Origin of the sequence: Acidovorax sacchari (assembly GCF_042847045.1) — a bacterium.
Taxonomy (GTDB): Bacteria; Pseudomonadota; Gammaproteobacteria; order Burkholderiales; family Burkholderiaceae_C; genus Paracidovorax; species Paracidovorax sacchari.
The window spans coordinates 1,773,681-1,792,101 of the sequence record NZ_AP035783.1 but is presented as its reverse complement, the minus strand read 5'-3'; the positions used below and the strand labels follow the sequence as shown (position 1 = coordinate 1,792,101).

The 18,421-nt window shown below is 70.3% G+C and carries 13 protein-coding genes and 1 tRNA gene; 9 read left to right on the top strand and 5 right to left on the bottom strand.

What is annotated here, in order from left to right; all coding sequences use genetic code 11:
- The first annotated feature begins 25 nt into the window (after window positions 1-25).
- From ACGHC0_RS08050 to ACGHC0_RS08040, 3 genes are all read left to right on the top strand, one after another.
- Window positions 26-1,630 (top strand): ATP-binding protein, encoded by a 1,605-nt coding sequence (locus ACGHC0_RS08050; RefSeq protein WP_415267884.1) that lies wholly within the window; start codon window positions 26-28, stop codon window positions 1,628-1,630.
- The gene (locus ACGHC0_RS08045; RefSeq protein ID WP_415267883.1) at window positions 1,620-2,318 is read left to right on the top strand and encodes a response regulator; all 699 of its coding nucleotides are present in this window, start codon (window positions 1,620-1,622) and stop codon (window positions 2,316-2,318) included. Before ACGHC0_RS08050 ends, ACGHC0_RS08045 begins: the two co-directional genes overlap by 11 nt.
- 107 nt (window positions 2,319-2,425) lie before the next feature.
- Window positions 2,426-3,643: a DNA topoisomerase IB gene (locus ACGHC0_RS08040; protein ID WP_415267882.1), complete on the top strand. Its 1,218-nt coding sequence runs from the start codon at window positions 2,426-2,428 to the stop codon at window positions 3,641-3,643.
- Between the two features lie 12 nt (window positions 3,644-3,655).
- Here ACGHC0_RS08040 and fumC read toward each other — a convergent pair whose 3' ends face one another.
- On the bottom strand, window positions 3,656-5,041 hold the full coding sequence (fumC, locus tag ACGHC0_RS08035; protein WP_368354724.1) for a class II fumarate hydratase: 1,386 nt from the start codon (window positions 5,039-5,041) through the stop codon (window positions 3,656-3,658).
- A gap of 241 nt (window positions 5,042-5,282) precedes the next feature.
- On the opposite strand from fumC, the gene ACGHC0_RS08030 reads away from it, so the two are divergent.
- From ACGHC0_RS08030 to paoC, 6 genes are all read left to right on the top strand, one after another.
- Window positions 5,283-7,493, top strand: a complete 2,211-nt coding sequence (locus ACGHC0_RS08030) for a putative bifunctional diguanylate cyclase/phosphodiesterase (RefSeq protein WP_368354723.1) — start codon at window positions 5,283-5,285, stop codon at window positions 7,491-7,493.
- Window positions 7,494-7,573: 80 nt separating this feature from the next.
- The gene (locus tag ACGHC0_RS08025) at window positions 7,574-9,133 is read left to right on the top strand and encodes a fumarate hydratase (RefSeq protein ID WP_368354722.1); all 1,560 of its coding nucleotides are present in this window, start codon (window positions 7,574-7,576) and stop codon (window positions 9,131-9,133) included.
- A 1-nt stretch (window position 9,134) separates the two neighbouring features.
- A complete protein-coding gene (gene murI / locus ACGHC0_RS08020; RefSeq protein ID WP_368354721.1) occupies window positions 9,135-10,013 on the top strand; it encodes a glutamate racemase in 879 nt (292 codons plus the stop codon).
- A 133-nt stretch (window positions 10,014-10,146) separates the two neighbouring features.
- Window positions 10,147-10,782 carry an aldehyde dehydrogenase iron-sulfur subunit PaoA gene (gene paoA / locus ACGHC0_RS08015; RefSeq protein ID WP_415267881.1) on the top strand — a complete coding sequence of 212 codons (636 nt, stop codon included), beginning with the start codon at window positions 10,147-10,149 and terminating at the stop codon, window positions 10,780-10,782.
- Window positions 10,779-11,729: an FAD binding domain-containing protein gene (locus ACGHC0_RS08010; protein ID WP_415267880.1), complete on the top strand. Its 951-nt coding sequence runs from the start codon at window positions 10,779-10,781 to the stop codon at window positions 11,727-11,729. The genes paoA and ACGHC0_RS08010 overlap by 4 nt, the downstream gene beginning before the upstream one ends.
- A gap of 5 nt (window positions 11,730-11,734) precedes the next feature.
- The gene (gene paoC, locus ACGHC0_RS08005; protein WP_415267879.1) at window positions 11,735-13,984 is read left to right on the top strand and encodes an aldehyde oxidoreductase molybdenum-binding subunit PaoC; all 2,250 of its coding nucleotides are present in this window, start codon (window positions 11,735-11,737) and stop codon (window positions 13,982-13,984) included.
- 41 nt (window positions 13,985-14,025) lie between these two features.
- Here the strand turns inward: paoC and ACGHC0_RS08000 are convergent, their stop codons facing one another.
- The 4 genes from ACGHC0_RS08000 to tssH form a co-directional block, all read right to left on the bottom strand.
- The gene (locus ACGHC0_RS08000) at window positions 14,026-14,529 is read right to left on the bottom strand and encodes a M48 family metallopeptidase (protein ID WP_415267878.1); all 504 of its coding nucleotides are present in this window, start codon (window positions 14,527-14,529) and stop codon (window positions 14,026-14,028) included.
- A 126-nt stretch (window positions 14,530-14,655) separates the two neighbouring features.
- A complete protein-coding gene (locus tag ACGHC0_RS07995) occupies window positions 14,656-15,288 on the bottom strand; it encodes a DUF6806 family protein (RefSeq protein ID WP_026434464.1) in 633 nt (210 codons plus the stop codon).
- A 13-nt stretch (window positions 15,289-15,301) separates the two neighbouring features.
- A tRNA-Leu gene (locus ACGHC0_RS07990) sits at window positions 15,302-15,393 on the bottom strand.
- A 277-nt stretch (window positions 15,394-15,670) separates the two neighbouring features.
- On the bottom strand, window positions 15,671-18,409 hold the full coding sequence (tssH, locus tag ACGHC0_RS07985; protein WP_415267877.1) for a type VI secretion system ATPase TssH: 2,739 nt from the start codon (window positions 18,407-18,409) through the stop codon (window positions 15,671-15,673).
- Window positions 18,410-18,421 lie beyond the last annotated feature (12 nt).

Genomic DNA, 18,421 nt, shown 5'->3' with positions numbered 1-18,421 from the left:
ATACCGAGCCCCCTGCCGATCGCCGATGCCCCGCCTCACGCTGCAAAGCAAAGCCTTCCTCGCGCTCAGCATCCTGCTGGCCGTTCTGCTGGCATTGTTCGTGGGTTTCTCCCGCCTGGGCCTGCAGCGGGGACTGGGGCCCTACATCGCGGAGATCGAACTCGGCCGGCTGGACTGGCTCGCGGGGCGGCTGGAACGCGTCTATGTGCTGCACGGGGGCTGGCAGACCCTGCGCACGCAGCCCGAGCTGTGGCGCCAGATGCACAAGCCCGGCGATGCGCTGCCCCGTGCGACCTTCGGTCCCGCGAAGCCCGTCCCGCCTGCCAGGCCCGGCGACCCGGGTGCCGCCGCGGCGCGACAGGGCGCGCGAACCCCACCCGCGACGTGCGACGTGGATGCCTATGCATTCAGCGACGGCAGCCCGCCGCCCCCCGCCGGGACGACTTCGGACAACGCCAGCCCGCCGCCCCCCGATCCCAACCAGCACGCGCTGTCGGTCCGCCTGGGGCTGATCGACGGCGACCGCCAGCTGGTCGCCGGCGTGCAGCCGGTGCCCGGCACGGCCCGGCGCGTGCTGCGCGGCCCCCGCGGGGAAGCCATCGGCCAGCTCGTGCTGCTGCCGCCGCTCGACATGGAAACCGAGGCGGACCAGGCTTTCCTGCGCCAGCAACTGGTGTTCGTCGCCTGGACGGGCGCGGCCGGCCTGGTCCTCGCGCTCTGGCTGTCCTGGTGGCTGGCGCGGCGCTGGCTGGCCCCCATCGGCGCACTGGTCCACGGGGCACGCCGGGTGGCTGGCGGCCGGCTGGACACGCGCGTGCCGGTGCAGGGCGACGACGAACTGGCCCGGCTCGCCTCCACCTTCAACGACATGGCGGAGCAGCTCGCGAACCTGGAGGCCTCCCGCCGCCAGTGGATCGGCGACGTTGCACACGAACTCCGCACGCCCCTGGCGGCCATGCGCGCGGAGATCGAGGCCGTGCAGGACGGCGTGCGCACCTTCGACGACAGGACGGCGCTGCGCCTGCACCGCCAGGTGATGCGGCTGATCCAGCTGGTGGGCGACCTGCGCGCGAGCCTCGACGCGGCAGGCGACGCCACGCCTTCCGCCCCGGAGCCCGTACAGCCGCTGCCGCTGCTGTCGGAGGCCGTCGCCTCGATGCAGGCACGCTTCGACAATGCCGGCATCGCCCTGGACACATCGGCCGTGGACGCCTTCGCGGGCAGCCATCCACCGCCGGTGGTGCGCGGCGACCCGGCGCAGTTGCACCGCGTGTACCTCAACCTGCTGGAAAACAGCCTGCGCTACACCGAAACGGGCGGCCGGCTCTGCATCGCCGCACGCACCGAACGCCAGGCGGGCGACGGTGCCTGGCTCGTGCTGCAATGGGACGATACGGCCCCCGGCGTTCCCGCCCCCGAGCTGCCGCGCGTATTCGACCGGCTCTACCGTGCCGAAGCCTCCCGCACCCGTGCCGCGGGCGATACCGGCGGCTCCGGCCTCGGGCTGGCCATCTGCCGGGCCATCGTGCAGGCGCACGGCGGACGGATCACGGCCGAGGCCTCGCCGCTGGGCGGCCTGCGCATTCTTCTCACCCTGCCCTTGCTGGAGACACCCATCCATGACCGATGACCCCCAACGCATTCTGGTGGTCGAGGACGAGCCCGACATCGCGGATGTCGTCCTGGACTACCTTCGGCATTCCGGCTTCGAGGCCGAACACGTGGCCGACGGCCATGCAGCGATCGCCCGCCTTACCGGGCCCACGCCGCCGGACCTTACCCTGCTCGACATCATGCTGCCCGGCATGGATGGGCTGGAAGTGCTCCGGCAGGCGCGCCGGCGCACCGACCGCCCCATCATCATGCTCACGGCGCGGGTGGAAGAGGTGGACCGGCTCATCGGGCTGGAACTGGGCGCAGACGACTACATCTGCAAGCCTTTTTCGCCCCGCGAGGTCGTCGCGCGGGTGCGCACGGTGCTGCGCCGCAGCACCGCGTACCCCTCGCCGGCCGCGCCTGACGCGCCCCTGTTGCTCGACGAGGCGTTCTGGCAGGTGCACCTGCGTGGCACCCCCGTTTCGCTCACGCCGCGCGAATTCCGCCTGCTGCAGGCCCTGGCGAGCCACAGTGGCCGGATCTTCTCGCGTGCCCAGCTGCTCGACATGGCGTACGACGACACGCTCGATGTGAACGAGCGCGCGATCGACAGCCACATCAAGAACCTGCGCCGCAAGCTGCGCGCCGCCGACGGCAGCGACCACGAGTGGATCCGGTCGGTGTACGGCGTGGGCTTCTCGCTGGAGCCGCCCACGGAGTGACGGCCCGCGCATCGCGCTGATTTCCCACCGGCGGGCCCTGGCGCTTCCTACAGCGCCGCGGAGCGAAACCGTGTGTGATGGCTCCAGATCCGCACACAGGCCCGTCCATGTACCTTCCAGCCGACCGCACCGCCCGCTCCCGCGACGCCGGGCCCCGCCCCGCCCCGCCGGAGCGCCTGCCCGGCGGCCTGCGTTACGTCCACCCCGACACCCTGCCGGGACTCACCCGGGTGCTGCGCGGCAAGCACTTCAAATTCCGCACGCCCGACGGGCAGTGGGTAACGGACGAGGAGGAGATCGCCCGCATCCGCAAGCTGGCGATTCCCCCGGCCTATACGAATGTCTGGATCTGCCCGCTGCCCGAAGGCCACCTGCAGGCCACCGGTCTGGATGCGCGCGGACGCCGGCAGTACCGCTATCACCCCGAGTGGCGCCAGCAGCGCGACGAGGCCAAGTTCGAACGCATGCAGGCCTTCGGCAGGGCCCTGCCCCGCATCCGCGCCCGGGTGGCGCGAGACCTCCAGCCCCGGCGCGGCCAGCCCGCGCTCTCGCGCGCGGTGGTGCTGGCCACCATCGTCCGGCTCCTGGACACCACCTTCCTGCGCGTGGGCAACGAGGAATACGCGGCCGCCAACCGCTCCTACGGCCTGACCACGCTGCGCAACCGGCACGCGGGTGTGCGCGGCAGCACGCTGACCCTGCGCTTCCGCGGCAAGAGCGGCGTGGAGCAGCAGGCGACCGTGGACGACCCGCGCGTGGCCCGCGTGGTGCGCCGTTGCCAGCAGCTGCCGGGGCAGGAGCTGTTCCAGTACGAGGACGACGACGGCACGCGGCACACCGTGGGCTCGGGCGACGTGAACGACTATCTCCACGAGATCGCGGGCACGGACGACAGCGCGCCGGGGGGCGGCATGCGCTTCACCGCCAAGGATTTCCGGACCTGGCACGGCACGGCGCAGGCCCTGGAGCTCACGCGCATCGCCTGCACCCAGCCCGAGGGCGCCCCGGTCGCGACGGCCAAGCACATCCTGGCCGAAGTGGCGCGCCAGCTGGGCAACACGCCGGCGGTCTGCAGGAAGTCCTACATCCACCCCGCCGTGCTGGAACTCGGCACGCGGCTCGCATCGGACGCGGGGCCCGGCATGCAGGCGGTGTGGGAGCGCATCGGCGAGCGCGCCGCCGGCGCCCGGGGCCTCAGCGCCGTGGAGCGCCGGCTGATGGCCTTCCTGCAGGACACGGCCCGGGCCCGCGCACGCGCCGACAGGAAAAGCCGCGCCCGGCCTGCCGCCCCGGCGCGGCGCACGCGCCGCAAGGCGGCGGCCTGAGCGGCTGCCGCGTCAGCGGCCCACCATGTTGCCGGGCACCACCCACTGGTCGAACTGCTCGCCCGTCACGTGGCCCGACGCCACGGCCGCCTCGCGCAGCGAGGTACCTTCCTTGTGGGCCTTCTTGGCGATGAAGGCCGCCTTGTCGTAGCCGATGTGGGTGTTCAGCGCGGTCACCAGCATCAGGGAGCGCTCCACCAGTTCGCCGATGCGCTCGCGGTTGGGCTCGATGCCCACGGCGCAGTGGTCGTTGAAGCTCACCATGCCGTCGGCGAGCAGGCGCACGCTCTGCAGGAAGTTGTGGGCCACCATCGGACGGAACACGTTCAGCTCGAAATTGCCGGAGGCACCGCCGATGTTGATGGCCACGTCGTTGCCGAAGACCTGCGCCGCCAGCATGGTGACGGCCTCGCTCTGCGTGGGGTTCACCTTGCCCGGCATGATCGAGGAGCCCGGCTCGTTCTCGGGGATCGTGATCTCGCCGATGCCGCTGCGCGGGCCGCTGGCCAGCCAGCGCACGTCGTTGGCGATCTTCATCATGCTGGCGGCCAGCGTCTTGAGCGCACCATGGGCATGCACCAGCGCATCGCATGACGCGAGCGACTCGAACTTGTTGGGCGAGGTGACGAAGGGCAGCCCCGTCAGCCGGGCCAGCTCCTTCGCCACGCCCTCGGCGTAGCCCTTGGGCGCATTCAGCCCCGTGCCCACGGCGGTGCCGCCCAGCGCCAGTTCGCAGAGGTGGGGCAGCGCATCGCGCACGTGCCTTTCGCCATGCGCCAGCTGGGCCACCCAGCCGGAAATTTCCTGGCCGAGCGTGAGGGGGGTCGCATCCTGCAGGTGCGTGCGCCCGATCTTCACGATGCCGTCGAACTCGGCCGCCTTCTTCTCCAGGGTGGCGCGCAGCTTCGCGATGGCGGGCAGCAGGCGGTGGGTGAGCGCCTCCACGGCCGCCACGTGCATGGCCGTGGGGAACACGTCATTGCTGGACTGGCTGCGGTTCACGTCGTCGTTGGGGTGGACCGCCCGGCCCTCGCCGCGCTCGCCGCCGAGGATTTCGCTCGCGCGGTTGGCCAGCACCTCGTTCATGTTCATGTTGGTCTGCGTGCCGGAGCCGGTCTGCCAGACCACGAGCGGGAACTCGTCCGGATGCCGGCCGGCGGTGACCTCGTCGGCCGCGGCGATGATGGCCTCGGTCTTCTTCGCATCCTGCAGGCCCAGGGCATGGTTCACGCTGGCGGAGGCACGCTTGACCAGGGCCAGGGCATGGATGATCTCGCGCGGCTGGCGCTCGCCGGAGATGTCGAAGTTCTGCAGCGAGCGCTGCGTCTGCGCGCCCCAGAGCCGGTGGGCCGGGACTTCGATGGGGCCAAAGGTATCGCGTTCCGTACGGGTGGACATGGATGGATTTCCGCTGGATGGAAGGTGTAAAGACCGGTGCAGCCACGCTGTGTGGGGTGCACCCCGGCAACGGCTGGCGCGTTCTCTTCGGGAACACGCTGGCGAGGAAGCCTCGTGTCGCAGCATAAATCAACGGAACGATTCTCATCCCCGCCCGTCCGGCCAAGCCCCGCTGGCGGACAAGGTCTGTAACCAATCGATACAATAATGGACCGCACTGCATGCTGCGGCCCGCCCCACCATGTCCGCCCTTTCCAGCTTCGCCGTCACCGCCTTCATGCCGTCGCGTTACGACCCGCTGGTGGTGGCGGCCTCGTTCGCCATCGCGGTGCTGGCCAGCTACGTCACGCTGGACCTCGCGCGCCGGGTGCATGCATCGCAGAGGCACACCGGCGTGATCTGGTGGGCCGCGGGCTCGGTGGTGATGGGCACGGGCATCTGGTCCATGCACTTCCTGGGAATGCAGGCCTTCCAGCTGCCCGTCGCACTGGGCTTTTCCGGCGGCCTCACGCTGCTGTCCTGGCTCGCCGCGGTGCTGGCTTCGGCCCTGGCGCTGGGACTGGCCAGCCTGCAGCGGTTCGGCCGGTGGCAGATCATCGTCGGCGCGGCCTTCATGGGCACGGGCATCAGCGGCATGCACTACATCGGCATGGAAGCCATGAAGATGTCCATCGACATCGTGTGGGACCCGGTGCTGGTCGCGCTGTCGGTCGCGGTGGCCTTTTTCGCGTCGGCCACCGCGCTGTACATTTTCCAGTGGCTGATCCACATCCGGCAGGACCGGCGCAGGGCGTGGTACCAGGCGGCCGCGGCGCTGGTCATGGGCATCGCCATCTGCGGCATGCATTACACCGGCATGGCTGCCGCGTCGTTCCCCGAAGGCTCGATCTGCCTGAGCGCCGACGGCCTGGGCGGGCCCGGCCTCACGGCCATGGTGGTGCTGTCGTCCGGCATGCTCCTGCTGAGCACGCTGTTCACCTCCGTGCTGGACGCGCGCATGCAGAGCACCGCGCGGCAGCTCAACGCCTCCCTGCAGGAGAGCAACGCCCGCCTCACCGAAGCCAATGCCCAGCTGCAGAAGCAGGCCTTCGCGGACCCCCTCACCCTGCTGCCGAACCGGCTGCTGTTCGAGGACCGGCTGTCCCACGCCCTGCTGCGCCTGGACCGCCTGCGGCGCCGCGATGCAGGCCAGCGCCTGGGCGTGATGTTCGTGGACCTGGACGGCTTCAAGCCCATCAACGACTCCTTCGGCCATGCGGCGGGGGACGCCATCCTGCGCAGCGCCGCCGAACGCCTGCGGCTGCAGGCACGCGAAAGCGATACCGTGGCCCGCGTGGGCGGCGACGAGTTTCTGCTCCTGCTGGAAAACGTGAACGGCCCGGCCGACTGCCTCGCGGTGGCGCACCGGCTGCTCAACTCCCTCGGCCAGCCGTTCGAGGTGGCCGGCAAGACCGTGCAGATCGCCTGCTCCATCGGCATCGTCGTATACCCGGACCACGGCGAGCGCGACAAGCTTGTCGCGAACGCCGACGCCGCCATGTATGCCGCCAAGCGGGCCGGCGGCAACAGCTATGCGATGTTCGAGTCGCACATGGATTCCGACGCCACGGCCCAGCTGTCGCTCCAGCACGACCTGCGGCAGGCGATATCCCGCGGGGAACTGTCGCTGCACTACCAGCCCAAGATCGATGCCCGGCGCGGCCGCATCAACGGCGTGGAAGCCCTGCTGCGCTGGCGTCACCCGGAGCGGGGCAACGTCAGCCCGGTGGAGTTCATCCCGGTGGCCGAGCGTTTCGGCCTGATCGCGCAGCTCGGCAACTGGGTGATCGAGGAGGCCTGCCGGCAGATGGCCGCCTGGACCTGGGACGGGCTGCGCATGCGCGTGGCCATCAACCTCTCGGCCTACCAGTTGCGCGAAAGCGGGCTCGCCGACCGCATCCGGGAGGCCCTGCAGCGGCATGGCGTACCGGCCTCGCACCTGCTGTGCGAGATCACCGAATCGGTGGCGATGGAGGACACGCGTGCCACACAGCGGGCCATCGAGGAGCTGGGACGCATCGGCGTGTACCTGTCCATCGACGACTTCGGCACCGGCTACTCCAGCCTGCACTACCTGCGCAGCCTGCCGGCACGCCAGCTCAAGATCGACCGCAGCTTCGTGCGCGACCTGGAGGAGCAGGAAGACGCCCGCGCCGTGGTGGACGCCGTGGTGCGGCTGGCGCACGCCCTCGGCCTGCGCGTGGTGGCCGAAGGCGTGGAAACGGCAGGCCAGCGCGACATCCTGGCAGCCATGCACTGCGACGAACTGCAGGGCTTCTACTTCGCCCGGCCCATGCCGGCCGATACCCTGCTCGCATGGGCCGTGGGCGACAAGCCCGAGGGCGCGGCGGATTTCAGCCCGTCCATCATCGACCTGCAGGCGCTCGACCCCGCAGTGGACGCACCGGCCTGAGGTTCCACGGCCGGCAAGCGCTTGCCGGGGCGCGGCGCGATAATCACGGCCGTCAGTCCTACCTACAACGCATCCCCACCATGAGCACCACCATCCGGTACCACGACCTCGTGGAATCCGTCGCCGCGTCCCTGCAGTACATCAGCTACTACCACCCCGCCGACTTCATCGCCCACCTGGCCCGCGCCTACGAGCGCGAGCAGAGCCCGGCGGCCAGGGACGCGATGGCGCAGATCCTCACCAACAGCAAGATGAGCGCCACCGGCCAGCGCCCCATCTGCCAGGACACCGGCATCGTGAACGTGTTCCTGAAGATCGGCATGGACGTGCGCTGGGAAGGCTTCCCGGCCGGCCAGGGCCTGGAGGACGCCGTCAACGAAGGCGTGCGCCGCGGCTACAACCATCCCGACAACACGCTGCGCGCGAGCGTGGTGGCCGATCCGCAGTTCCTGCGCAAGAACACGAAGGACAACACCCCGGCCGTGATCTTCACGCAGATCGTGCCCGGCAACACGGTGGACATCACCGTCGCGGCCAAGGGCGGCGGCAGCGAGAACAAGTCCAAGATGGTCATGATGAACCCCAGCGACAACCTGGTGGACTGGGTGCTCAAGACCGTGCCCACCATGGGCGCCGGCTGGTGCCCCCCGGGCATGCTGGGCATCGGCATCGGCGGCACGGCCGAGAAGGCCGTCCTGCTGGCCAAGGAAAGCCTGATGGACGACCTGAACATGTACGAGCTGCAGGCCAAGGCCGCGCGCGGCGAGAAGCTCGACCAGGTGGAGGAACTGCGCCTGGAGCTGTTCGAGAAGGTCAACGCCCTGGGCATCGGCGCGCAGGGCCTCGGCGGCCTCACCACCGTGCTGGACATCAAGATCAAGATGTACCCCACGCACGCGGCCTCCAAGCCCGTGGCCATGATCCCCAACTGCGCCGCCACGCGCCATGCCCACTTCGTACTGGACGGCTCTGGCCCGGTGTACCTGGAGGCCCCGTCGCTGGACCTGTGGCCGAAGATCGACTGGGCGCCTGACTACAACAAGTCCCGGCGCGTCGATCTGAACCAGCTCACCAGGGAAGAAGTCGCCAGCTGGAAGCCCGGCGACACCCTGCTGCTCAACGGCAAGATGCTCACCGGCCGCGACGCTGCGCACAAGCGCATCCAGGACATGCTGGCCAGGGGCGAACCCCTGCCCGTGGACTTCACCAACCGCGTGATCTACTACGTCGGCCCGGTCGATCCGGTGCGCGACGAGGTCGTCGGCCCCGCCGGCCCGACCACCGCCACCCGCATGGACAAGTTCACCGACATGATGCTGGCCCAGACCGGCCTCATCGCCATGGTCGGCAAGTCCGAGCGCGGCCCGGTCGCCATCGAGGCCATCAAGAACCACAAGAGCGCCTACCTGATGGCCGTGGGCGGCGCCGCCTACCTGGTCAGCAAGGCCATCAAGCAGGCCAAGGTCGTCGGCTTCGCCGACCTGGGCATGGAAGCCATCTACGAATTCGACGTGGTGGACATGCCCGTGACCGTGGCCGTCGATGCCGGCGGCACCAGCGCCCACATCACGGGTCCGGCCGAATGGCAAAAGCGCATCGCCACGGGCGAGTTCAAGTCGATCGGCCTCGTGGCCGCCTGACGTGCCGGCCGCCACGCAGCGCCCCATCGGCGTGTTCGACAGCGGCGTCGGCGGCCTGAGCGTGCTGCGCGCGCTGCGTGCCGAGCTGCCGCACGAGCGCTTCGTCTACCTGGCCGACAGCGCGCATGCGCCCTACGGCGAACGCGGCGATGCCTACGTGGCGGAACGAACCCACGCCATCGCCGGGCATTTGCAGCGAACGCATGGCATCAAGGCACTGGTGGTGGCGTGCAACACCGCGACCGCGGCCGCCATCCACGAGGTGCGTGCCCGGCATCCCGGCCTGCCGCTGGTGGGCGTGGAGCCGGCACTCAAGCCCGCGCTGGCGCTCACGCGCACCGGCCGCGTGGGCGTGATCGGAACGCGCGGGACGCTGGCGAGCGCCAAGTTCCAGCGCCTGCAGGCCTCGCTGCAGGGCGCCGTCGAATTCGTGGTGCAGCCCTGCGACGGCCTGGCCCATGCCATCGAGCGCAGCACGGCCGACACCCACCCCGACGACCCGGCCACCGCCGAGATCCGCGCGCTCTGCGCCCGGTACACCGCAGCGCTCGGCCGGTTCGGCACCGCCCCCGGCGAGATCGACACGCTCGTGCTCGGCTGTACCCATTACATCTTCGCCGAGGATGCGCTGCGCACGCACACCGGCCCGCAGGTACGCCTGGTGGAAACGGGTGAGCCCGTGGCGCGCCAGACACGCCGGCTGCTCGAGGCGGCCGGAACCCTGACGGCAGCCGACGGGCCGGCCACGGCCACGGCCACGGCCACGGCGAGTCTCTTCACGACCGGTGCCCTGCCCCTGCTGCAGGCGGCCGCACACCGCTGGCTGCAATTGCCCGCCTCGGCGTGCGCCATGGTGGAGGTGCCCCGGGAGGCGGCCTGAATCAAGAACCCACGGCGGTTTCAGCGCACGGCCTACACGGCGTGGCCGGGGACTGTACGAGGCTGTGGAATTCGCGCGTGCCACACGCACGCAGCGCTTTCCCGGCCTTGCGGCAGCACCCCACGGAACCACGATGGAACACAATGCCCAGCTCCCCCTCTCGCGGCGCGATCTATTGATCGCCAGCGCTTCATCGGCGGCGGCATCCGCCATGCCGGCCTCCGCGGCGACTCCTCCGGAGGCGGCCCCGGCGCCGGTCCATGCCGCCGTCCGCCTCAGCGTCAACGGCGTGGCGCATGAGCTCGACCTCGATACCCGCACCACCCTGCTGGACGCGCTGCGCGAGCACCTGCGCCTGACGGGCACCAAGAAGGGCTGCGACCATGGCCAGTGCGGGGCCTGCACGGTGCTGGTGGACGGCCGGCGCGTGGTGTCGTGCCTGAGCCTGGCGGTCATGCACCCGGGCGCGAACGTGACCACCATCGAAGGCCTGGGAACGCCCGCCGCGCCGCATCCGCTGCAGGCAGCGTTCGTCAAGCACGACGGCTACCAGTGCGGCTACTGCACGCCCGGGCAGATCTGCTCGGCCGTGGGCGCCATCGACGAGTTGCGCAGCGGTGCACCCAGCCATGCCAGCGCCGACATCGTGGCCCGGCCCATGCTGTCGGCCGAGGAACTGCGCGAGCGCATGAGCGGCAACCTCTGCCGCTGCGGCGCCTATTCCAACATCGTGGATGCGATCACCGAAGTCGCGGAGGCCCGGCCATGAAGCCCTTCAGCTATGAACGCGCGGCCTCGCCCGCGCAGGCCGCCGCCGCCATCGCCGCCCGGCCGGGCGCCAAATTCATCGCCGGTGGCACCAACCTGCTGGACCTGATGAAGCTGCAGATCGAGGCGCCGGCCCACCTGGTGGACGTCAACGGCATCGGCCTGGACACGGTGGAGCCCACGCCGCAGGGCGGGCTGCGCATCGGCGCACTGGTGCGCAACAGCGACCTGGCCGCCCATCCGCGCGTGCGGCGCGACTACGGCGTGCTCACGCGCGCCCTGGTGGCGGGCGCATCGGGCCAGCTGCGCAACATGGCCACCACGGGCGGCAACCTGCTGCAGCGCACGCGCTGCCCCTACTTCTACGACACCCACATGCCCTGCAACAAGCGCCAGCCGGGCAGCGGCTGCTCGGCCATCGGCGGTTTCAGCCGCCAGCTCGCGGTGATCGGCGGCAGCGACGACTGCATCGCCACCCACCCGAGCGACATGGCCGTGGCGCTGCGCGTGCTCGATGCCACGGTGGAAACCGTGCGTGCCGACGGCGCGACCCGCGTCATCCCCATCGCCGACTTCCACCGGCTGCCGGGCAACACCCCGCACATCGAGACCACCCTGCAGCCGGGCGAGCTCATCACCACGGTGACGCTGCCCGCGCCCGTGGGAGGCACGCACATCTACCGCAAGGTGCGCGACCGGGCTTCCTACGCCTTCGCGCTGGTATCGGTCGCTGCCATCGTGCAGCGCGATGGCACGGGCCGCGTGGCACTGGGCGGGGTGGCGCACAAGCCCTGGCGCGTCGAGGCGGCGGAAGCCGCCATGCCACAGGGCGCGCAGGCCGTGGCCAGCCAGCTGCTGGCCGGCGCGCGCCCCACGCAGGAGAACGCTTTCAAGCTGCCGCTGGCCGAGCGCACGCTGGCCGCCGCCCTTTCCCAGGCCCGGAGCTGACCACCATGAAGTTCGACACCCCCGCCGCCACCAACCCCATCGACCAGCTCAAGGTCGTGGGCCGGCCCGTGAACCGCATCGACGGCCTGCTCAAGACCACCGGCACCGCGCCCTATGCCTATGAACGGCACGACGTCGTACCCGACGCGGCCTACGGCTTCGTCGTGGGATCGGCCATCGCGCGTGGCACCATCCGCCACATCGACCTGGAGCACGCCCGGCATGCGCCCGGCGTGCTGGCCATCGTGACGGCGCAGTCGGCCGGCAAGCTGGGCCAGGGAAAGATGAACACCGCGCCGCTGCTGGCCGGCCCGCAGGTCGATCACTACCACCAGGCCGTGGCGCTGGTGGTGGCCGGCACCTTCGAGCAGGCCCGCGCCGCCGCACAGCTGGTGCGCGTGGAGTACGACCGCCGACCCGGCCGCTACGACCTGGCTGCCGCCAGGGACTCGGCCACCCGGCCCAAGGACATCAACGGCGACGCGCCCGACACGGCAGTGGGCGACTTCGCGGGCTCCTTCGCCGCCGCCCCCGTGCAGATCGATGCCACCTACACCACGCCCGACCAGTCGCACGCCATGATGGAGCCGCATGCCACCATTGCCGCCTGGAAGGGCGACGAGCTCACCGTGTGGACGTCGAACCAGATGATCGCCTGGGGCCAGGGCGAACTCGCGAAGACTCTCGGCATCCCGAAGGACAAGGTGCGGCTGGTGTCGCCCTTCATCGGCGGCGGCTTCGGCGGCAAGCTCTTCCTGCGGGCCGACGCGCTGCTGGCGGCGCTCGGTGCACGCGCGGCGAAGCGGCCGGTCAAGGTGGCGCTGCAGCGCCCGCTGATGATGAACAACACCACGCACCGGCCGGCCACCATCCAGCGCGTGCGCATCGGCACGGACGCGGAAGGCAGGATCCTCGCGATCGGCCACGAGTGCTGGTCGGGCGACCTGCCCGGCGGCCAGGCCGACGGCGCCGTCGATCAGACCCGCAGGCTCTACGCAGGTGCGAACCGCATGACCGCCACGCGCCTGGCCGAACTGCACCTGCCCGAAGCCAACGCCATGCGCGCGCCGGGCGAGACCACCGGCCACATGGCGCTCGAAATCGCGATGGACGAACTGGCCGAGAAGCTGGGCATGGATCCGGTGGAACTGCGCATCCGCAACGACACGCAGGTCGTGCCTGACACCACCGGGGAAAAGGGCGGTGACAAGCAAGACGGCAAGCGCCCTGAAAAGCCCTTCTCCCAGCGCCAGTTGGTGGAGTGCCTGCGCCTGGGCGCCGAACGCTTCGGCTGGAGCGCGCGCAATCCGCTTCCGGCACGGCGCCGCGAGGGCGCCTGGTGGGTGGGGCTGGGGGTGGCCGCGGCCTACCGCGGCGCGCCCGTCATGAAATCCGCCGCCCGCGTGCGGCTGGACGGACAGGGCCGCCTGCTGGTGGAAACCGACATGACCGACATCGGTACCGGCAGCTACACCATCATCGCGCAGACCGCCGCTGAAATGATGGGCGTGCCGCTCTCGCGCGTGGCGGTGCGGCTGGGCGATTCCGACTTTCCCGTCTCGGCCGGCTCGGGTGGCCAGTGGGGGGCGGCCAGTTCCACCTCGGGCGTCTATGCCGCCTGCGTGAAGCTGCGCGAGGCCGTCGCGCGGAAGCTGGGCCTGGACCCGGCCGATGCCCGGTTCGCCGACGGGCAGGTATCGGCTGGAGGCCGCAGCCTGGCGCTGGCCGATGCCGCCCGCGATGGCGAACTGGTGGCCGAGGACGGCATCGAATTCGGCGTGCTGGAGAAGGAAACCCAGCAGTCCACCTTCGGCGCCCATTTCGTCGAGGTCGCCGTGGATGCGTTCACTGCCGAGGTGCGCGTGCGCCGCATGCTGGCGGTGTGCGCGGCGGGCCGCATCCTCAACCCCCTCTTGGCGCGCAGCCAGGTGATCGGCGCCATGACCATGGGCGTGGGCGGCGCGCTGATGGAGGAACTCGCGGTGGACACGCGCCTGGGCTTCTTCGTCAACCACGACCTGGCCGGCTACGAGGTGCCGGTGCATGCCGACATCCCGCACCAGGAGGTGGTGTTCCTGGACGAGCCCGATCCCCGCGCATCTCCCATGAAGGCCAAGGGCGTGGGCGAGCTGGGCATCTGCGGCGTGAGCGCGGCCATCGCCAACGCCATCTACAACGCGACCGGCGTGCGCGTGCGGGACTATCCCGTCACGCTGGACAAACTGATCGCAGGGCTTCCGCGCCCGGCGGGCTGAGCTCGGCGCAGCGATGGGCCGCAGGCCTTGCCGCGCCGGGATCAATCCTGCCAGAGCGGTTCGCCTCCCCCTTCCAGGTAGGTCAGGTACACGCGGGTGTCGAACTCGTACTGGTGGTATTGCGGCTCCATGGACATGCACAGCTGGTAGAAGGCCTTGCCGTGGTCCCGCTCGCGCAGGTGAGCCAGCTCGTGCACGACGATCATGCGCAGGAACTCGTCCGGCACCTGCTTGAACATGGACGCCACGCGGATCTCGTGGCGGGCCGCCAGCCGGCCGCCCTGCACCCGCGACGAGGCCGTGTGCAGGCCCAGGGCATGGCGCATGACGTGGATCTTGCTGTCGAACACCACCTTGTTGACCGGCGCCGCATGGCGCAGGTGGCGCGCCCGGAGGTCGGCCGCATAGCGGTAGAGGGATTTGTCGTCGCGCACCGCATGGGGACGCGGATACCTGCGCAGCAGCACGCTTCCCAGTTCCGAGGCATCCGCCAGCGCGGCCACCTGTGCGCGCAGTGCCTCGGGATAGCCCTGCAGGTAGGGCATGGGATGGCGGGGAGGAAGGGAGGTAGCGGGCATGCGGAAATCACGCCCCGGAGGACCGCCGCGGCACGGAGGACGCGGCCCCCGCCGGGGCGGCAATGGCAGGCGCGAAACGGGAAGGCCGCGCGATCAGTGCAGATGCCGGGGCCTGCGGCCGCCGCCGCCGTGCCCCCCACCGCCGGGGCCGCCAGACCCGCGAGGAGGCTTGCCGATCTCCAGCGAATTCACCAAGGCGTCGAAGCGCTGCGAGAACAGCTTGTCGATCTCGGCCACCACGCCGCCCAGCTCGGCACCGTCGAAATGGCGCTCCATCATGTGGACCACGTCCTGCACCAGCAGGTCGCGCTGCACCTGCATGATGGCCGCGGGCGTCGGCCCCACGAAGAGCATGACGAAATCATCGCGCGCCTCGGTGCCGTCGTCTTCCTCGTCCTCGTCGAACTCGGTGTCGTAGAAGGTGACCTCGAGGGCCGCCCCCTGCTCGGACAGCTCGTTGAGGCTCATGCACATCTCGTCGAGCGACTGGCGGAAATCCTCGTCGCCGTGCACCGTCCAGCAGATGTTCAGCACGTGCTCCTTGGCATCGAACTCGATGCCGGGCTCTTCCTCGTAGGCGCTGGCCGCCCCGTCGGCCAGCGAACGGGCGCCCGCGTACTTCCAGAGCGGCTTCAGCGCGTCCTGCAGCTGCTCGAACGTGGTGTCGGCACGCATCTGCACCTGGCCGTGGACATGGATTTCAAAAGGAGCGTTGTAACTTGACATGATCGAATCGTAGTGGTGCCCCGAGCCGGGATCGAACCGGCACGCCCCTTCGCAGGAAGCGGCGGATTTTAAGTCCGCAGTGTCTACCAATTTCACCATCGGGGCGCCGGCTGCGCCGCCCGGGCTCCGAACCTGAGCGTAACCCCGGAGCGGGGTGCGTGCAATGTCCGCATGGCCTCCCGGGGGACAGGCAGGCGATGCCTGCCTGCACGGCAAAGTGAAAAGGGAAGCCGCAGCTTCCCTTGTATCGACCGAAATGGGTGCCGTGCGTTCCGGCAGTTGCGCCACGGCCGCAGGGCACCTCACCCCGGCCGCGGAAACCGTCCATTATGTACCAAGTCGGGCAAAGCCCCCTGCCGGGGGCCCGCGCACCGCAGACGCTTCAGGCCTCCTCGTACTCGATGGCGAAATCGCTGTCCGCCACGCCCAGCCGGATGTGGCGGATCGACTTGGCATCGACCGAGCTCTGCAGGAAGCGCATCGCCAGCCGCGGCAGCAGGTTCTGGGTGATGATCCCGTCCACCATCCGGGCACCGGATTCCACCTCGGTGCAGCGCTGGCGGATGAGCTGCACGGCGGCATCGTCGATGTCCAGCACGGCGCCGTGGCGTTCGGCGATGCGCGTCTGGATGCGCTGGAGCTGCAGGCGGATGATCTGCTCGAGCATCGCGTCCGAGATCGGGTAGTACGGCACCACCACCAGCCGGCCCAGCAGCGCGGCCGGGAACTTCTCCAGGAGCGGCTTGCGCACCGCCTGGGCCAGCGCCTCCGGCTGGGGCGCCAGCTCCGGGTCCCGGCACATGCCGGCGATCAGTTCCGAGCCCACGTTGGAGGTCAGGATGATGACCGTGTTTTTGAAATCGATGTAGCGGCCCTCGCCGTCTTCCATCCAGCCCTTGTCGAACACCTGGAAGAACAGTTCGTGCACGTCCGGGTGGGCCTTCTCGATCTCGTCGAGCAGCACCACGCTGTAGGGGCGGCGGCGCACCGCCTCGGTCAGCACGCCACCCTCGCCGTAGCCCACGTAGCCGGGCGGCGCGCCCTTGAGCGTGGAGACGGTGTGCGCCTCCTGGTACTCGCTCATGTTGATGGTGATGAGGTTCTGCTCGCCGCCGTACAGCGCCTCGGCCAGCGACAGCGCGGTCTCCGTCTTGCCGACGCCCGACGGGCCGGCCAGCAGGAACACGCCGATCGGCTTGCCAGGGTTGTCCAGCTGGGCGCGCGCGGTCTGGATGCGCCGCGTGATCGCCTCCAGGCCATGGCGCTGGCCGATCACTCGCTTCTCCAGTGTGTCGGCGAGCGTCAGCACGGATTGCACCTCGTCGCGCACCATGCGGCCCACGGGGATGCCCGTCCACTCGGCCACCACGGCGGCCACCACGCCCGCGTCCACCACGGGCTGCAGCAGCGGATCCTCGCCCTGCAGGCGGGCCAGGTCGTGGCGCAGCGCACCCAGCGCCTCGGGCGTGGCAGCCCCCTGGGGCACCGCCGCGCCCTGCTCCGCACCGGCGGCAGCCGCATTGCCGCTGCCGGCCTCCAAAGAAGCCGGCGCAGTCTCCGTGCCCGCGGGCTTGCCCGCCGGCTTCAGCAGCGCCGCCTCCGCGTCCACGATCTGCTGCACCAGCACCTTCTCGCGCTCGAACCGCTCCTGCAGTTCGACCTTCTCGGCCTGCAGGCGCTCGATCGCCGTGCCGATGTCGGCGAAGCGGCCGGCATCACCCACGCCCAGGCCCAGTTCGCGCTGCACGATGCCCTTCTCGACTTCCAGCGCCTCCAGCTGCCGTACCACCGATTCCAGCCGCGCGGGCGTGGCATGCAGGCCCAGCGCCACGCGCGAGCAGGCGGTGTCCAGCAGGCTCACCGCCTTGTCGGGCAGCTGGCGCGAGGGGATGTAGCGGTGCGACAGCGTGACTGCCGCGGCCACGGCGTCCTCGCCGATGCGCACCTTGTGGTGGCCTTCCAGCTTCGCGGCCACGCCGCGCAGCATGTGCACCGCCTTGGCCTCGTCCGGCTCGTGGATCTGCACGAGCTGGAAGCGCCGGGTCAGCGCCGGGTCCTTCTCGATGTATTTCTTGTACTCGGCCCAGGTGGTCGCGCCGATGGTGCGCAGCACGCCGCGCGCCAGCGCCGGCTTGAGCAGGTTGGCGGCATCGCCCGTGCCCGCCTGCCCGCCCGCGCCGACCAGCGTGTGCACCTCGTCGATGAACAGCACGATGGGCACCGTGCTGGCCTGCACTTCGTCGAGCAGGGAGCGCAGCCGGTTCTCGAACTCGCCCTTCATGCTCGCGCCGGCCTGCAGCAGGCCGATGTCCACCACGCGCAGCTGCACGTCCTTGAGCGGCGGCGGCACGTCGCCCGCAGCGATGCGCAGCGCGAGGCCTTCCACCACCGCGGTCTTGCCCACGCCGGCCTCGCCGACCAGGATGGGGTTGTTCTGGCGCCGGCGCATGAGGATGTCCACCATCTGGCGCACTTCCTCGTCGCGGCCGGTGACCGGATCGAGCTCCTGCAGGCGTGCGCGCTCGGTCAGGTCCACCGTGTAGCGCTTGAGGGCCTCGCCGGGCCCGGCCGCCTCGGCGGTGGCGCCGCTCGCCTCGCCGGGCACGCCGCCCAGGCCGCTGCCGTCCGCGGCCTTCAGGCGCGACTCCGGAGAATCCGGCAGCAGCCGGCCGAACACCTCGCTCAACGCGGGCTCGCCCAGCTTGTTGAACTCCGCCGAGATCGCGCGCAGCTCGTTGGCCAGCACGCGCGTGCGCACCATGCCCGACAGCCAGTAGGCGCTGCGGATCTGCGATTCGCCGTACATCAGCGTGGCATACACCCAGCCGCGCTCGATCGAGGATTCGATCTGCGCCGAGAAATCGCTGATCGAGGTCGCGCCCCGCGGCAGGCGGTCCAGGCTCTGCAGCACGTCGGCCGCGAGCCGGTCGGAATCCACGGCGAAATGGCGCAGCAGCCGGATCAGGTCGGAATCCGTCTCCTGCAGCAGCTGGTGCAGCCAGTGCACCAGTTCCACGTACGGGTTGCCGCGCAGCTTGCAGAACACGGTCGCGCTTTCCAGCGACTTGAAGAGCAGGGGATTGAGCTTGCCGAAAAGGGCTTGCCGGCTGATTTCAGACATGGGACCTCGCGG

Coding starts and splice junctions, on each gene's coding strand:
- ACGHC0_RS08050 (WP_415267884.1), top strand. CDS start 26: ATGCCCCGCCTCACGCTGCAAAGCAAAGCCTTCCTCGCGCTCAGCATC.
- ACGHC0_RS08045 (WP_415267883.1), top strand. CDS start 1,620: ATGACCGATGACCCCCAACGCATTCTGGTGGTCGAGGACGAGCCCGAC.
- ACGHC0_RS08040 (WP_415267882.1), top strand. CDS start 2,426: ATGTACCTTCCAGCCGACCGCACCGCCCGCTCCCGCGACGCCGGGCCC.
- fumC (WP_368354724.1), bottom strand. CDS start 5,041: ATGTCCACCCGTACGGAACGCGATACCTTTGGCCCCATCGAAGTCCCG.
- ACGHC0_RS08030 (WP_368354723.1), top strand. CDS start 5,283: ATGTCCGCCCTTTCCAGCTTCGCCGTCACCGCCTTCATGCCGTCGCGT.
- ACGHC0_RS08025 (WP_368354722.1), top strand. CDS start 7,574: ATGAGCACCACCATCCGGTACCACGACCTCGTGGAATCCGTCGCCGCG.
- paoA (WP_415267881.1), top strand. CDS start 10,147: ATGGAACACAATGCCCAGCTCCCCCTCTCGCGGCGCGATCTATTGATC.
- ACGHC0_RS08010 (WP_415267880.1), top strand. CDS start 10,779: ATGAAGCCCTTCAGCTATGAACGCGCGGCCTCGCCCGCGCAGGCCGCC.
- paoC (WP_415267879.1), top strand. CDS start 11,735: ATGAAGTTCGACACCCCCGCCGCCACCAACCCCATCGACCAGCTCAAG.
- ACGHC0_RS08000 (WP_415267878.1), bottom strand. CDS start 14,529: ATGCCCTACCTGCAGGGCTATCCCGAGGCACTGCGCGCACAGGTGGCC.
- ACGHC0_RS07995 (WP_026434464.1), bottom strand. CDS start 15,288: ATGTCAAGTTACAACGCTCCTTTTGAAATCCATGTCCACGGCCAGGTG.
- tssH (WP_415267877.1), bottom strand. CDS start 18,409: ATGTCTGAAATCAGCCGGCAAGCCCTTTTCGGCAAGCTCAATCCCCTG.